The following is a 15,015-nucleotide window of genomic DNA, read 5'->3' as shown; positions in this document are numbered from 1 at the left end:
GCTCGTCGACCGCGGCCTCGAAGGACGCGCCGACGACGGGCGCGGGCCGTTGCAGATCGCACATCCGATCCCCCCAGCAAGGCGAGACTTACCCAGATGATGCACCTTCGACGGGATCGGCGCCAGAGGGCATGCGCTGTGCGCGGGCGCTCGGGTCACCAGCCGCCGCGGGTGGGCGTGTGGCCGTCGCGGGCATCGTCGGGCATCGCCATCTCGGCACGCACACCGAGGAGGCGGAGCGGCCGGCCGGCCTCGATCTTCGCGACGAGCTCCATCGTGCGCGCCAGCACGACCTCGCGGTCGGACGTCGACGGGATCTTCTTCGTGAACGTCTTGGTGAGAAACGGCGCGTAGCGCACCTTCAGCCCGAGCCCGACGACGGGGCGGTCGTCGGCGGCGACTTCGTCGAGCACCTCGTCGAGCAGTCTGCGGGCGGCCGCCTCGATCTCGTCCGGCTCGACGATGTCGACCTGGAACGTCGTCTCCTTGCTGTGGCCCCGCGCGACCCACGGCGTGTCGTCGACCACGTTCGACCCGTCGCCGCGACCGAGCTGGCGGTACCAGAGCCCCATCTTCGGCCCGAACTCACGGATCAGGGCGTCCGGGTCGGCGACGGCGAGCTCTGACACCGTCTCGACTCCCAGCAGCGCGAGCCGCTTCGAGATCTTCGAGCCCACACCCCAGAGCGCGATGGTGGGGCGGTGGCCCATGACTTCGAGCCAGTTGTCGGCGGTCAGGTGGAAGGTGCCGCGCGGCTTGCCGAAGTCGGTGGCGTTCTTCGCCCGGACCAGGTTGTCGCCGATACCCACGCTGCAGTGCAGGCGGGTGCGGTCGAGCACATCCTGCTGCAGACGGCGGGCGTATCCTTCCGGGTCGTCGGTCTCGACGCCGACGAACGCCTCGTCCCATCCGAGCACCTGCACGACCGCGCCTGGCTGCGCACGCAAGGTCGCCATGACCTCCTCGGATGCCGCGAGGTAGAGCGGAGCGTCGACCGGCAGGATGACGGCATCCGGGATCTTGCGCGCGGCGATGCGCAGCGGCATCCCCGACCCGACCCCGAACTCGCGCGCCTCATACGACGCCGTCGAGACGACCGCGCGCTCGGTGGGATCGCCGCGGCCGCCCACGATGACGGGCTTGCCCGCGAGTTCGGGGTTGCGAAGGATCTCGACGGCCGCGATGAACTGGTCGAGGTCGACGTGCAGCACCCAGCGCCGCGGTGCGGGCGCGGCGATGTCGCTCACGATCCCGTCCTTCGCGACCGGCGCATGACACGAGACTAGGCGCCGACGCCGACACCCGCGCGTACTCGCCGCCCCGAGGCATCCCTCACGCGAACGCGAAGAGCGGCGGGAAGACCACCACGACGATCGCCGCCCATGCGAGGTAGACGGGCATGAAGCCGGTCTGCCATCGCTCCAGGCGCTCGTAGGGAGCGCGATGCATCGCGAAGCGCAGCTGGAGCCATGCGGCGCCCGTGAGGTTCGCGAGCAGGATGATGTTGAGCCCGAGCGACGCGAGCTTGTTGGGGCTCGCGCCCCACTCGGCGATACGTCCGATCATCGCGACGAGCACCATGATGTCGACGACGAGCGCCGCGACGACCATGAGCAGCTGCATCCGGTCGAACCAGGAGGGCGGCGTCAGCGGATCGCGCGCCGAGAGGGCGTACAGCAGCAGGCCGACCACGACGACGAGCACGATGTCGAAGAGGATGAGCAGGTCGCGCTGGCCGAACATCTCGGTCGAGCTGTCGTCGATGAGGTTGCCCTGGATGAAGCCCGCGACGATGAAGGCGAGCAGCAGCAGCGTGAACAGCGGCGTGAAGAGCTTCGTGAGCACCGGGGCGATGTTCTCGATGACGCTCTGCTTCGCCTCGACCAGCCACGCCGCGATGATGATCGCGCCTGCGAGGCCGCACGGGATCATGACTTCTTCGACGAACCAGCCCGCGTCGAGGTCGATCGCGGCGAAGACCCCCATCGTGAGTGCGATGAGCACTCCGCCGCCGAGGGCGATCAGCGCGAGGTAGACCACCCACTCGCCGGTGAACCGGATGAAGTCCATGCGGGCGCGGCTCGACCGGACGCGTCCGTTGACGTAGCCGATGCCGGTGACGAGCCACAGCGCCACGACGAGGTGCGTCGCCGCGAGCATGAGCGTCGCGCCGCCCGGGGCGAACGGGTAGACAGCCATCACGACGGCGGCCGCGACGAACGGCACCGCCACGACCGCGATGGTCGGCAGCACCGCCTTGCGCCGTACCAGGAAGTACGCCGCCAGGAACGGCAGCACGAGCAGCGCGTACCAGCGACCGTAGAAGTCGCCGTCCTCTGCGAACTGGATGCCGAACAGTGCCGGGATCTTCACCGCCAGCGCGGCGCCCACCGCGAGGCCGACCGCGAGCAGCAGTCCGCCACCGGTCCGTCGGGCGCGCGGCTCGTCCTGGAACATCAGCTGCTTCCAGAGTCGCTCGGAGTGCTCTCGCGCGAACTCGCGCGAGAGGTCGTCGAGCCCGCCGAGCCGCTTCACCGCCACGAGGAAGGCTTCGTCGCCGTCGAGACCGGATGCCTCGAGCCTGTCGATCTGGCCGCGCAGATGGTCTTCGAGCTCGTCGACGTCGCGGCCGTCGATGGCCTCCGGGCGCGAGACGTACGCGCGCCACGTCGAGATCTGTTCTTCGATGCGCGGGTCGAGGTCTTCGGTCATGTCAGGCCCCTCCGAACGCGGGGATGCCGGCGAAGTCGGTGCCGCCGTCGCGGTCCGACCACACGCGCTGCAGTGCCCGGCTCACGACGGCCCACTGCTGCCGCTGCTCGGCGAACGCCGCGCGGCCGGTCTGGCTGAGCCGGTAGTGCTTGCGTGGTCGCCCGCTCGGGGACGCGCCCCACGACGACTCGACGTGCCCGAGCCGCTCGAGTCGGTGCAGCAGGGGATACAGCATGCCGTCGCTCCACTCGAGCTCTCCGCCCGACAGCTCGCCCACCCGCTGCAGGATCGCGTAGCCGTACGACTCGCCCTCCGCGAGGATGCCGAGCACCATCGGTGTCGCCGCGGCGGCGACCAGGTCCTTGCCGATCTTCACGTCGCCTCCATGCCTAGAAGTTCTAGGTACATAGAAGTACAAGTTACCTTGAACCGCAAGGTATGCCCGATGACGCCGCGTGACACCCCGCGTCGCCGAGGGGCTCACCGCGGGAATGCGGTCGCCCGCGCCGTGTTGGGATGGAAGGGCGAACCGCCCCTCCCCGGACGAAGGAATCGAATGACCCTCCCCGCGAGCACCCCCGACACCGTCACCGACGCGCGCTGGCGCGCCGTGTCGAGCGAGCACGGCATCGCCGCACTGCGCCACACGCACTGGCTCGACACCGAGCCGCGCGCGTACGACGGGGCACCCGGGGTGTGGCGGGCGGTCGACGGCAAGGTCGCGGGCACGGGGCTTCGCGCCGACGCGCCCGGTGCTCCGGTCGACGACATCGTGCTCGCCCCCGGCGAACACCTCGATGCGGGCGGCGTCAGGCTGAGGGCCATCAGCCGCGAGGGCTCGCCGGCGCTGCGCGTGTTCGACCCCGAGACGCCCGGTCGCACGCGACTGCGCGGCATCCTCTCGTTCCCTCATGACGACGCGTGGGCGCTGCCCGGGCTCTTCCGCCCCGCCGCCGAGGGCGAGATCAACGTCATCCGCAGCGTCGACGGCTACGAGCGCGAGGAGCCCGCGGTGGGCACGATCGCGCTCGAGGTCGACGGGGCCCCAGTCGAGCTGACGGTCACGGGCGATCCCGCCCAGGGACTCAGCGCGGTCATCGCCGATGCCACCGGCAACGTCGACGCCTACCGGTTCCGGTTCCTCGAGATCGATGCGCCCGCAGCGGACGGCACCGTGACCGTGGACTTCAACCAGGCGTACCTGCCGCCGTGCGCGTTCAGCGACCACTACGTGTGCCCCCTCCCGCCCGCGAACAACCGCCTCGCAGTCCGTGTCGAAGCAGGGGAGCGGGCGACCGAACTCGCCTGAGAGTGGTGCTCGCACCCCGGGGCGGGGTGCGAGCACAATGGGGCCACAGCCGGAGCGCGTCCGGCTTCGCCCGACCCGAGGAGCCTCGCCATGGCCCGTTCCCTCTCCGAGATGCGCGAGCGGTCCCGCGCACGCGCCAAGGCCCGCACCGAGGCGCGGTCCGAGCTCAAGAACACCGCGTACGAGATCTTCATCGGCGCGCTGTCGATCCTGTCGATCCTCAACCTCGTGCTGATGTACGCGATCGCCGGCGACAGAGCGCTGGAACTCGTGCTGTCGGTCATGAACGCGCTGTTCAGCGCGATCTTCCTCGGCGACTTCATCTACCGGATCTCGACCGCGCCGAAGGCGTCGCGCTACTTCTTCCGCGGCTTCGGCTGGGCGGATCTGCTCGCCAGCCTCCCGTTCCCGCAGTTCAAGATCCTGCGGCTGTTCCGCCTGCTGCGGGTCTTCAGGCTGCTGCGCGAACTCGGGCCCCGGACGGTCTGGACCACCCTCATCCACGACCGCGCGAACAGCGCACTGATGACGCTGCTGCTGATGGGCATCCTGGTGCTGCAGTTCGGCAGCATCTCGATCCTGTACGTCGAAGAGGACGCCGACGGCGCCAACATCACGTCCGCCTCCGACGCGCTCTGGTACACGATCGTCACCATCTCCACCGTCGGCTACGGCGACCAGTACCCGGTCACCAACGCCGGCCGCATGATCGGCACGCTCATCATCGTGGTCGGCGTCGGAATCTTCGGCACCTTCACGGGTTACCTCGCGAACCTCTTCCTCGGTCCTCGCAAGGCCGACGAAGATGCGGAGACGGATGCTGTGGCCCCGGCGACGACCGACGGCCCGGCCGCGGCCACCGCGACCGCGCCGCCGTCGATCGCCGATCACGCCGCGAAGGGCGTCGCGGCGGGAGCCGTGGTGGGCGCCGTGAAAGCCGGGGCGACCGCGGGCCAGGGGAGCGGCCCGGGAGCGCCGATCGCGGGCACGCCGGAATCACCCGGGCTCGAGCCCGAGGTCCGCGAGGCAAACCCCGAGGACACCGTCGAGCGACTGCGCGAGCTGCTCGCGCAGTCGGAAGAGACCATGGCAGAGATGCGCCGGCTCCTCGCCGACGCGACCCGTTAGCAGCCCCGAGGCGGAGCGGACGCATGGTCAGTGGCGCGAGGCGAACGCGTTCCAGATGCCCGCGCCGAGCACGACGGATGCGGCGAGCAGGGGTGCGACGAGTGCGGTGCCGGCTCCGGCGGCGTCGGCGACGAGACCGGTGAGCGCGGATGCCGCGGACTGACCGACGACGATGGCAGAGCCGAGCATCGTCATCACGGTGGCGGAGCGGCCACGCGGACTGAACGCCGCGGCGAGGCTGTACTGGGTGACGAGGGTCGGTCCGATGCCGACGCCGATCACGAGGAGGCAGATCGCGATCGCGCCGATGCTGCCGACGAACGGCAGCGCGATGGTGCCCGCGACCAGGATCGACGCGAACGTCAGCCACCGCGCGCGCAGCGTGAAGCGCGCAGGGAACAGCGCCACCCCGAGCGCGAGGGCCGCCGAGCCGATGCCCATCGCGCCGTAGACGAGTCCGGCCTGCTCGGGCACGCCGCGTTCGGCCATGAAGGCCGTGAGCGAGGTCAGCATCGCGCCGAAGAACAGGCCCATGCCCAGCGCCCCCACGACCGGGGCGAGCACGCGCGGACGGAAGAGTTCGCGCACGGGCGCCTGCTCCGGCCGCGCGGCACCGACGGCCGCAGTGGCGGTCTGCGCCGTGGGGTGCAGCGCGAACGCGCTCACGAAGACCAGGCCCAGCACGGCGGCGCCGATCACCGGCGCGGCGGGGTTGAGGGTGGTTGCGAGCAGGCCCACGATCACCGGGCCGAAGACGAACACGATCTCGTCGGCGGCGGACTCGTACGCCATCGCCCCGTTGACCACGGGGGTGCGACGCCCCTTCGGGTACGCCCGGCCGATGATGCCGACGAGGCGGCTGCGGGAGAGCGGGGCGACCTGGGGCATGGTCGCGCCGATGAAGAACGCGACGGCGAGGAGCGCAGCATCCGGAACCGGCGCGAAAGCGAGCCACGCCATCGTCGCGAGCATCGCACTGTTCGCCGCGCCGGCGATCAGCAGCACACGGCGCTGGCCGAAGCGATCGGCCGCGGCTCCGAGCAGCGGGCCGACGAGGGCGGTGCCGAGGCCGGTCATGGCACTCGTTGCGCCGCCGAGCGCGAGCGAACCGCGCGCCGAGACGACGAGCGTCAGGATGCCGACCACCATCATCGCGAACGGCAGGCGCGCGATCAGCGCGACGGGGAAGTAGGCGTAGCCCGCCTCGCGGATGAGGCTCGGGCGCCGGACGGCGGCGCGCGCAGCGGTGTCGGTCTCGACGAGTGTCGTGTGCATCTTGCTCCTGGCCATGCGCCGAGGGTCGGCGGCTGTTGGTGCCGCCTTGTGCGCAGCCGGAAGCCGCAGACAGGTAGATGCACATCGAAATGGGCACGGAGAGTCTACCGCGGCCCACCTGGGCAAGGCCTGGCCGGGCCCTACGCCCTGACTTCTCCGCGTTCGGGGCGCATCGCGCGCGTTCGGGGCGCACGGCGCGCGCCCCGATCGCACGGCGCGCGCCCCGATCGCACGGCGCGCGCCCCGATCGCACGGCGCGCCCCCCGAACGCCGGCCGGCCCGGGTCAGAGCACAGCGCCGACCATCGCCTCGCCGAGCGGGGTGCGCCGGTGCAGCACCCGGGCGCCGTCGCGCGCGCTGGCGACCAGGCCCGCGTCGCGCAGCACGGTGAGGTGGTGCGACGCCGTCGAAAGTGCGAGGGCGGTGTCTCGCGCGACCTGCGAGGTCGTGCGCGGTTCGTGAGCGTCGAGCAGGATGCGCGCGCGTGCGGGGCCGAGCAGCGCGCCGAGCGCCGACGCCACGTCGGCGGGATCGCGTGCCCAGGTGGCGGTCACCCCCTGCGCCGGGTAGAAGAGCGTCGGCTGCGCCGGCGGTTCGGTGAGGACGAAGCATCCCGTGGCACCCATCACCGACGGCACGAGAACGAGTCCGCTTCCGCGGCAGTCGACCACTTCGCTCCAGATGCGCATCGTGACGCGCACGGCTCCGTCCGACCACGCGACGCGGTCGTGCAGGCCCCGGATCATCTCGCCGATGCCGCTCTCGGCGATGCGGCGCGAGCGCACCGCGATGTCGGCGCGCAGCAGCCGCTCGAGCTGCGTCCAGACCGGGGCGATGCCGGCGTTCCACACCGACAGCCACGCCTCGGCGATCATCGCCCGTGCACGGTCGGGCTGCTCGAGCATCCGCTGCACCGCCGCGCGGCGCGCGCCCTCGCTGCGGACGAGCACCTTGGCCATGTCCACCGCGAAGCGCTCGTCGTCGATGTCGCGCAGGCGCGCGGCCTCCGCCTCGGGGGTGAGCTCCCACGTCGGGGTGGCGGTCAGGAAGTCGGGGAAGTAGCCCTCGTCGCGGATCAGCAGCGCGAGCACCTCGAAGTCGTCGCGCGGGATCGCACCACGGGTCGCCCGCATCCATCCCCATTGCAGCGGGTATTCGTCGGGCCGGAGCATCGCGCGCACGGCGTGGCAGAGCTCGTGGCCGGGCGAGATCCCGAACCGGATCGCCGTGAGGTCGTCCGGCGCGAGCTGGAAGTCGACGAACTTTCGATCCACATCGAAACTATAGGGTCCGCATGCGCCGGCGACGAGGCTGGGATCACACCACCGACAGGACGGAGCACTCCATGAGCATCGCGATCCCGGACATCGTGCCGGCCGCCGACACCCGCGTCGGCACGGGGCGCCTGCGCCGCTTCATCGGCGCCGAGCACGGCGCCGCCGTGTCGTACTTCCTCGTCGACAACGAGCCCGGACAGGGTCCCGACATCCACCGCCATCCCTATCCCGAGACCTGGGTGCTGCTCGAGGGCGAGGCGCGCATCACGGTCGACGGCGAGACGCTCCACGCGGTCGCCGGGGACACGGCCACCGCGCCGGCGGGCGCGTGGCACGGATTCAAGAACAGCGGTGCCGGGCGGCTGCGGGTGCTGTGCATCCACGCCTCCGACCGCATCATCCAGGAGTGGCAGGATGCTCCTGGAGTACTCGACATCCCCACGACCGGCAGCTGAGGAGATCACACATGACGTTCCAGGCATACCTCGACAGCATCGAGACGAAGACCGGGCTCACGCCGCGTCAGCTCATCGAGAAGGCGCACGAGAAGGGATTCGACGAGAACACCAAGGCGACGCCGATCGTCGAGTGGCTCGCGTCCGATTACGGTCTCGGACGCGGCCACGCGATGGCCCTCGTGCACGTCATCACCAAGGGCCCGCAGATCAGCGACAAGCACGTGGGCACCGGCACCACCCACTCCGACCCGTCGAACACGCTCTGGCTCGACGGCAAGGCGACCAACCCGAGCCCCTGAGTCAGGTCGCGGCGGGGATCCACACACGCATCGTGGAGGGTCCCCGTTCGGCCCACTCGTGATACCGCACGAGCGGGACGGCAACGGATGCTGCGCCCCCGCGCTCGTCGACCCGTTCCCCGTAGGGCCAGCCGGCGTCGCTCCCGCTGTGCCGCACGACATCGATCCACACGCGGCCGTCGCGATCGACGGGCGCGGCGCGGGGTGCGAGTGCGACCTGGGCCACGTCGTCGACGCCGGCGACGGCGAGGTCCACCGATTCGAGGGCGAACACCTCCGGGCCTCGCTCGATGGCGAGGCATCCGCGCACGGCGTCGATGCGCTCATCGGGCGCGGTCAGCCGGGGAGCCATGGGCAGATCCAGCTCCACCACATCGCCCGGGCGGAACGCGCGTCGCACCTCGACTGCGCCGGGAGCTGCATCCCGCTCCTCGGCAGCGCCGCCGTCGGCAGGCACCACCCGCACGCGGGCGCCATCGCCCCACGCGGGCACGCGGAGCGTGAGGGTCCACTCGGCGCCGGGGGCGGCATCCGTTCTCGAAATCACGCGGATGCGGCCCGACACCGGATAGTCCGTCTCGACGTCGAACGCGATCACGCGACCGTCGGGGAGCGCGGTGCGCACGCGCGCCGGAGCGTACTGGTGAAGCTGCACACCCTCGTCGTCGGCGGTCGCGATGTACGCGTCGAGGCTCGCGAGCGTCCGTGCGACGTTCGGCGGGCAGCACGACACCTCGAACCAAGGGGCGCGCAAGGAGGACGACGCCCGCGGCGAGGTGGCCTCCGGATCGGCGGGAACGCCCGGCACGCGCTGGTGCAGCGTGTTGGCGTAGAAGAACGCGCGACCGTCAGGTGCGGGCGACGTGGCAACGACGTTGTAGAGCGTGCGCTCGATGAGATCGGCATGGCGGGCGTCGCCGCCGGCGAGCAGCAGCCGCCACGAGAACATGATCGATCCGACGCCCGCGCAGGTCTCGGAGTAGGCGCGATCGGCGGGCAGCTCCCAGTCCTCGCCGAACGCCTCGTCCTGATGGTGGGAGCCCTGGCCGCCCGTGACGTAGGTGCGGCGCGCAGCGGTGCGGTCCCACTGGCGACGCAGCGAGGCGAGGAGTTCGTCGTCACCGGTGTCGATCGCCACATCGGTGGCGCCCGAGGCGAGGTAGTTCGCGCGCACGGCGTGGCCCCGCAGGGCGCCGGCGTCGCGCACCGCGACGTCGTCCTGGAAGTATCTGCGCCCCCACTCGATGTCGCGCAGGGTCCCCTGGCCATGCCGCTCGACGAACAGGCGCGCCTGCTCGAGGTACCGAGGCTCACCGGTCACACGAGCGAGTTCGGCGAGCCCCACCTCGACTTCGGCGTGACCGCAGATCGCGTCGCGCCCCTGCGCGCCGAACTCGATGCACACGAGGTCGGCGGCGCGCACGGCGATGCCGAGCAGCCCGTCGTCGGCCCCCGGCCGGGTGCGCTCGCGCGCGACCGCGGCCTGGAACAGATGGCCCAGGCAGTACAGCTCGTGCCCCCACTCGAGGTCGGACCACCGCGAGCCCTGTCCGGGGCGGCCGAACCTGGTGTTGAGGTAGCCGTCGGCCTCCTGTGCCGCGGCGACCCGCGCGACGACCTCACGGAAGCGCTGCTCCAGCGCAGCGTCGTCGGTGCGGCCGATCTCCCAGGCGAGCGCTTCGAGGTACTTGTAGACCTCCGAGTCCGAGAACTCACGGCCGCGGCGTCTTTCGGCAAGCCCGCCGACCACGGCGAGATCGAAGTTGGGGAGCCATCCCTCGGACTCGAGGCGCGCGCCGATGTGCCGCAGCGTTCCCGCGGCATTGACGGACTGCCGGTCGCCCCAGAAGCCGCCGGTGATGCGGACCTCGTTCTGGCCGAGCGGGCGCAGGCGTCCCCTCGAAGGGGCGACGGGCGCCTGAGGTGCGGTGGAGGTGATCTGCATGGTCATCCCTTGAAGGCTCCCGACATGAATCCGCGGACATAGTGGCGCTGGAGCACCAGGAACAGGACGACGCAGGGGAGGGCGAGCACGACGACTCCCGCTTCCGTCGCGCCGTAGTCGATGACGCCCATCACCTGGCCCCGGAGGTTCGCGACTGCCAGGGGCAGCGTCATCCGGTTCGTGTCGGTGATGAGGATGAGGGGCGCGATGAAGTCGTTCCACGCCGTGAGGAAGGCGAACAGCCCCACCGTGATGAGGCCAGGCTTGACTGCGGGCAGCAGCACGCGCCACAGCGCCGAGAAGCTGTTGCAGCCGTCGACCAGCGCCGCCTCGTCCATCTCCTTCGGGATCGATTCGAACGAGATGCGCATCATGAACATCGAGAACGGCAGCTGGAACATGGTGAGCACCAGCGCCACGCCGACCAGCGAGTTGTTGAGGCCGATCGCGTTGAGGATCACGTACAGCGGAATCAGCAGAGTCGCGTACGGCACCATCAGGATCGCGAGCACCAGGAGGAACAGCAGGTTCTTGCCGGGGAACGAGAAGCGCGCGAACGCGTAGCCGCCGAGGAAGGACGTCACGAGCGTCAGGATCACGGTGAGCAGTGACACGAACAGAGAGTTGCCGAGGTAGACCCAGATGCCGGCCTGGAAGTTCGCGAGCGACTCGTAGTTGCCGAAACCCCAGCCGTCGGTCTGGGCAGAGCCCGCCTGCGGGCTGAAGGACGACACGGTCGTCCACACGAGCGGGTAGAGGAAGATGATCGCGAGCGCGCCGGTGAAGACGACGTACGGGATGCCGTAGACCAGGCGCCCGCGCGGGCGACCCGCGCGCGTCGGCCGGTAGTCGGGTGCGACGATCGTGCGCGTCGAGGTGGTGTCGGTGAGGGTCATGTCACGCCTCCTCGGGCTTGCGGAACGCGCGCAGCTGCACGACGTTGATGACGATGAGGGCCAGCAGCACGATCACCGACAGCGCGGCTGCGATGCCGAGGTCGTTGCGCCCCTGGAAGGCGACGTTGTAGATCAGCTGGACGATGGTCATGGTGCTGTTGTCAGGGCCGCCTTTGGTCAGGATGTAGAACTGGTCGAACGCCAGCAGCGACCCGGTCACGCAGAGCACGATGGTCAGGGCGAAGGTCGGGCGAAGCAGCGGCACGGTGATGTGGCGGAACGTCTGCCAACGCGACGCGCCGTCGATGCGAGCGGCCTCGAAGACGTCGTCGGGGATGCCCTGGAGCCCGACGAGCATGAGAAGCATGTAGAACCCCGCGTACCGCCACACGATGAGGAACACCGTCGACCACAGCGCACCCTCGGGAGTGCCGAGGAAGGTGAAGCCCCACGTCTGCATGAGGTCGGCGAAGGGGCCGGCGAACGGCGAGTAGAGCACATAGAACAGCAGCGAGGCCGAGGCCAGGCCGAGTGCGCTCGGGATCAGGAACGACGTACGGAGGAACCCCTTCCAGGCGCTCGACTCCTGCACGAGCAGAGCAAGACCGAGTCCGAGGCCGATCAGCAGCACCGTCGTGATGATCGTGTACTTCAGGGTGAACCAGATCGAGTCCCAGAACAGCCGCAGGTCGACCGCGTCGGCGTAGTTCTGCGGGAAGTTCCATCCCATGTTGCCGCGCAGCAGCGGCCAGTCCGAGCCCGACATCTGCAGTACGAGCACGAGGGGGATGAGGAAGAGGGCCACGACGAACAGTGCCGTCGGCAGGGCATAGAGCCACCCCTGCACGGGGCCGCCGAGGGCGCTCCGGCTCGGGCGGTTCGCGCGCGGTGCTCTCGCGCGGCGCGCAGTGGTCGTGAAAGCCACGTCAGTCCTTCGTTCGAGGCTGGGGATCAAGGAGCGGGAAAGAGTGCGGGGCGCATCGCGCGGCCGGGTGCCGGCGATGCGCCCCGCGGGTGTATCACTGGTCGAGGACGGCCGTGATCTCGTCGTTGTCGGCGTCGACGGTGTCGGTGCCCTCGAGCACCGCGTTGCGCACGAGGGTCAGCCACGGGCTGCCCGGCGCGTTGAACGCCTGCTGGAACTGCAGGGCGACGGGGGTGTCACCCTCTCCGGCGACCTCGTTGATCGTCACCAGACGCGGGTCCTCGGACGAGTACTCGTTGTTGGCGAGGTCCGAGCGCGAGACCGCGTTCCCGTCCTTGGCGAGCACTTGCACCTGCGCGTCGTCGGACATCATCCAGGCGAGGAAGTTCCAGGCCTGCGCGGACAGCTTCGAGTCCTTCGAGATGCCGATGCCGTCACCGCCGACGAACGTCGATACGCCACCGTCGACCCCGGGGATGCCGGCGACGCCCGCGTCGAACTCGAGGCCCGACAGGAGGGTCGCGGGGTACGGCATGATGCCGACGTTGCCCTCCTGGAATCCGGCGACCCAGGTGGCGCCGGTCTCGTCGGCCGAACCCGGCGCGACCGCCCCGGCGTCGTAGAGGTCCTGCCACGTGGAGTAGACCTCCTGCGCGGCCTCGCCGTTGAGCAGCGACTCGGTGCCCTCCGCGTTCATCACCTGATCGCCCGACGCCCAGACGCTCGGGAACCACGTGAAGACGAGGCATCCACCGCAGTTGAGGCCTGCGGACGTACCGGAGACGCCGTCCTTGCCGAGCGCCTGCACGGCCTTCGCCGCCTCGGCGAACTCGGCCAGGGTCTCAGGCGCCTTCTCGGGGTCGAGCCCGGCCTCGGCGAACAGCTCCTTGTTCCACATCAGCATCGACAGGTCGAGCACGAAGGGCAGCACGTGCTCCTGGCCCTCGTAAGTGCCGGCCGCGAGGTGGCCCTTGTTGATCGAGTCCTTGTAGTCCAGGCTGTCGATCTGGTCGGTGATGTCGGCGAACAGGCCCTGCTCGACCCAGTTGGGCACGTAGACGATGTCCGCGGCGAAGAGGTCGGGAAGGCCTCCCGAGCCGGCGGCGGCGCCGACCTTCGCGACGTAGTCGTCGTTGGGGACGACGGTCAGCTCGACCTCGTTCTCGTGGCTGTCATTGTATGCCTCGACCAGGAGCTTGGCCTGCCGCTCCATGGGGGCGCGGGTCCACAGCGTGAGCGTCGAGCCGTCGTCCGTTCCCTCAGCGGGAATGGATGCGGCCGGCGCGGGGCTGTCGCTGCCGGCGCAGGCGGCGAGGCCGCCGATGAGGGCGCCCGCCGTGACGAGGGCGGTCGCCGCCCGCAGTGCGGCACGACGTCGGGTGGTGATCATGCAACTGTCTCCTCTGGCTCTTCTTCGAGCGGATGACGCTGGACGGGTCGGCATCGCTGCGAGTGGGTGCAATGGATGAAAACCGAAATCGGCGAAATCCATTTCGAGCAAGCTATCGTGGCCATTGCAAGACCGTCAAGTATGGTCTTCGATAACGTTTGAGCACGAGAGGGAGGATGGCCGTGGCAACGAGCGAAAACGGGTCGCGCGCCGCGACACTGAGCGACGTGGCTCGGCGTGCGGGAGTGTCGATTGCGACGGCGTCGAAGGCGCTCAACAATCGCGACGACGTCGCGGTCGCGACGCGGCAGCGCGTGCTGCGCGCAGCCGACGAGCTGTCGTTCACCCCCAACGCCATGGCGAAAGGGCTGCTCGCCGGCCGCACCGGCACCGTGGGACTGCTCACGAGCGACTTGGAAGGCCGCTTCATGATCCCGATCCTCATGGGCGCCGAGGACGCCTTCGGGGCGGGGCAGATCAACGTGTTCCTGTGCGATGCGCGCGGCGACGCCATCCGCGAGCAGCACCATCTCAAGGCTCTCCTCAGCCGCCGCGTCGACGGGATCATCGTCGTCGGGCGCCAGACCGACCCCCGCCCATCGCTCGGCCAGGACCTCCCGGTTCCCGTCGTGTACGCCTATGCGCCGTCCGACGACCCCCGCGACCTCTCGCTGACCCCCGACAACTACGCAGGCGGGCGCCTCGCCGTCGAGCACCTGATCGCCTGCGGCCGGACCCGCATCGCCCTCATCACGGGCGATCCCGCATACGCCGCCGCGCAGGATCGCGTCGCGGGGGCCCGTGCCGGGCTCGCCGCGGCAGGGCTGGAGCTCGTGGGGGAGCCGATGTTCTCGGAATGGACAGAGCACTGGGGCCGGGATGCCGCGGCGATCCTGCTCCAGCGGCATCCCGATGTCGATGCGATCTTCTGCGGATCCGATCAGATCGCGCGCGGTGCGCTGGACACCGCCCGCGACCTCGGGCGCAGCGTGCCCGACGACCTCGCGGTGATCGGCTACGACAACTGGGAGGTGCTCGCGACCAACTCGCGCCCCCAGCTCACCAGCATCGATGCGAACCTGCAGCAGCTCGGGCGCCAGGCCGCGCAACGGGTGTTCGACGCGATCGACGGCGTGAACATCGGCCAGGGAAGCCACCATCTTCCGGTGCGGCTCGTGATCCGAGGGTCGACGATCCCGCGTCGATGACCCTCCGTGCCGTCATGGACGGCTCGGAGTTTCGAAATTCTCGAAAACGATTGCGCTGGCGCGTCGGTCACTGCCAAACTGCCCCTCACGCGGGATTCCAGCGTCGAGAACACCAATTGTGAGCGCCAACATCGCTGCTGTGGTGTCAACCGGTTTCGGTGCTCCTCGAGTCGCTGTCGCGTACCCGGCCGAG

The 15,015-nt window shown here is 70.1% G+C and carries 14 protein-coding genes; 5 read left to right on the top strand and 9 right to left on the bottom strand.

Going from position 1 to position 15,015, the window contains the following annotated elements; all coding sequences use genetic code 11:
- Positions 1 to 155: 155 nt before the first annotated feature.
- The 3 genes from J2Y46_RS00990 to J2Y46_RS00980 form a co-directional block, all read right to left on the bottom strand.
- The gene (locus J2Y46_RS00990; protein WP_310241058.1) at positions 156 to 1,211 is read right to left on the bottom strand and encodes a DNA polymerase IV; all 1,056 of its coding nucleotides are present in this window, start codon (positions 1,209 to 1,211) and stop codon (positions 156 to 158) included.
- 121 nt (positions 1,212 to 1,332) lie between these two features.
- Positions 1,333 to 2,712, bottom strand: coding sequence for a permease prefix domain 1-containing protein (locus J2Y46_RS00985; protein ID WP_045297827.1), 1,380 nt, complete (start codon positions 2,710 to 2,712; stop codon positions 1,333 to 1,335).
- A 1-nt stretch (position 2,713) separates the two neighbouring features.
- Positions 2,714 to 3,088 (bottom strand): PadR family transcriptional regulator, encoded by a 375-nt coding sequence (locus J2Y46_RS00980; RefSeq protein ID WP_116196997.1) that lies wholly within the window; start codon positions 3,086 to 3,088, stop codon positions 2,714 to 2,716.
- A gap of 180 nt (positions 3,089 to 3,268) precedes the next feature.
- Here J2Y46_RS00980 and J2Y46_RS00975 point away from each other — a divergent pair, with 180 nt between their 5' ends.
- Both J2Y46_RS00975 and J2Y46_RS00970 read left to right on the top strand, forming a co-directional pair.
- The gene (locus J2Y46_RS00975) at positions 3,269 to 4,021 is read left to right on the top strand and encodes a DUF1684 domain-containing protein (protein WP_310239598.1); all 753 of its coding nucleotides are present in this window, start codon (positions 3,269 to 3,271) and stop codon (positions 4,019 to 4,021) included.
- Positions 4,022 to 4,111: 90 nt separating this feature from the next.
- Entirely contained in the window at positions 4,112 to 5,149 is a 1,038-nt protein-coding gene (locus J2Y46_RS00970; RefSeq protein WP_310239596.1) for a potassium channel family protein, read from the top strand.
- 27 nt (positions 5,150 to 5,176) lie between these two features.
- On the opposite strand, the gene J2Y46_RS00965 is transcribed toward J2Y46_RS00970, so the two are convergent.
- A complete protein-coding gene (locus tag J2Y46_RS00965) occupies positions 5,177 to 6,424 on the bottom strand; it encodes an MFS transporter (protein ID WP_310241057.1) in 1,248 nt (415 codons plus the stop codon).
- 284 nt (positions 6,425 to 6,708) lie between these two features.
- Complete coding sequence (locus J2Y46_RS00960) at positions 6,709 to 7,698, bottom strand: DUF5937 family protein (protein WP_310239594.1); 990 nt, start codon at positions 7,696 to 7,698, stop codon at positions 6,709 to 6,711.
- A gap of 71 nt (positions 7,699 to 7,769) precedes the next feature.
- Between J2Y46_RS00960 and J2Y46_RS00955 the strand changes: the two genes are divergently transcribed.
- Positions 7,770 to 8,156: a cupin domain-containing protein gene (locus J2Y46_RS00955; RefSeq protein ID WP_045297822.1), complete on the top strand. Its 387-nt coding sequence runs from the start codon at positions 7,770 to 7,772 to the stop codon at positions 8,154 to 8,156.
- Positions 8,157 to 8,167: 11 nt separating this feature from the next.
- Positions 8,168 to 8,458 carry a DUF4287 domain-containing protein gene (locus J2Y46_RS00950; RefSeq protein ID WP_045297821.1) on the top strand — a complete coding sequence of 97 codons (291 nt, stop codon included), beginning with the start codon at positions 8,168 to 8,170 and terminating at the stop codon, positions 8,456 to 8,458.
- Between the two features lies 1 nt (position 8,459).
- Here J2Y46_RS00950 and J2Y46_RS00945 read toward each other — a convergent pair whose 3' ends face one another.
- The 4 genes from J2Y46_RS00945 to J2Y46_RS00930 all read right to left on the bottom strand — a co-directional run bounded on the left by J2Y46_RS00945 (position 8,460) and on the right by J2Y46_RS00930 (position 13,614).
- The gene (locus tag J2Y46_RS00945) at positions 8,460 to 10,409 is read right to left on the bottom strand and encodes a beta-L-arabinofuranosidase domain-containing protein (protein WP_310239591.1); all 1,950 of its coding nucleotides are present in this window, start codon (positions 10,407 to 10,409) and stop codon (positions 8,460 to 8,462) included.
- Positions 10,406 to 11,299: a carbohydrate ABC transporter permease gene (locus J2Y46_RS00940; RefSeq protein ID WP_084695497.1), complete on the bottom strand. Its 894-nt coding sequence runs from the start codon at positions 11,297 to 11,299 to the stop codon at positions 10,406 to 10,408. Before J2Y46_RS00940 ends, J2Y46_RS00945 begins: the two co-directional genes overlap by 4 nt.
- 1 nt (position 11,300) lies before the next feature.
- A complete protein-coding gene (locus tag J2Y46_RS00935) occupies positions 11,301 to 12,224 on the bottom strand; it encodes a carbohydrate ABC transporter permease (protein WP_045297819.1) in 924 nt (307 codons plus the stop codon).
- Positions 12,225 to 12,318: 94 nt separating this feature from the next.
- The gene (locus J2Y46_RS00930; RefSeq protein ID WP_045297818.1) at positions 12,319 to 13,614 is read right to left on the bottom strand and encodes a sugar ABC transporter substrate-binding protein; all 1,296 of its coding nucleotides are present in this window, start codon (positions 13,612 to 13,614) and stop codon (positions 12,319 to 12,321) included.
- 176 nt (positions 13,615 to 13,790) lie between these two features.
- Here J2Y46_RS00930 and J2Y46_RS00925 point away from each other — a divergent pair, with 176 nt between their 5' ends.
- Complete coding sequence (locus tag J2Y46_RS00925) at positions 13,791 to 14,822, top strand: LacI family DNA-binding transcriptional regulator (RefSeq protein ID WP_045297817.1); 1,032 nt, start codon at positions 13,791 to 13,793, stop codon at positions 14,820 to 14,822.
- The last annotated feature ends 193 nt before the right edge of the window (positions 14,823 to 15,015 follow it).

The sequence above is a fragment of the Microbacterium sp. BE35 genome, from assembly GCF_031457705.1.
GTDB classification, from domain to species: domain Bacteria; phylum Actinomycetota; class Actinomycetes; order Actinomycetales; family Microbacteriaceae; genus Microbacterium; species Microbacterium trichothecenolyticum.
The sequence above is the reverse complement of the archived record's forward strand: the minus strand, read 5'-3'. Positions and strand labels throughout refer to the sequence as shown.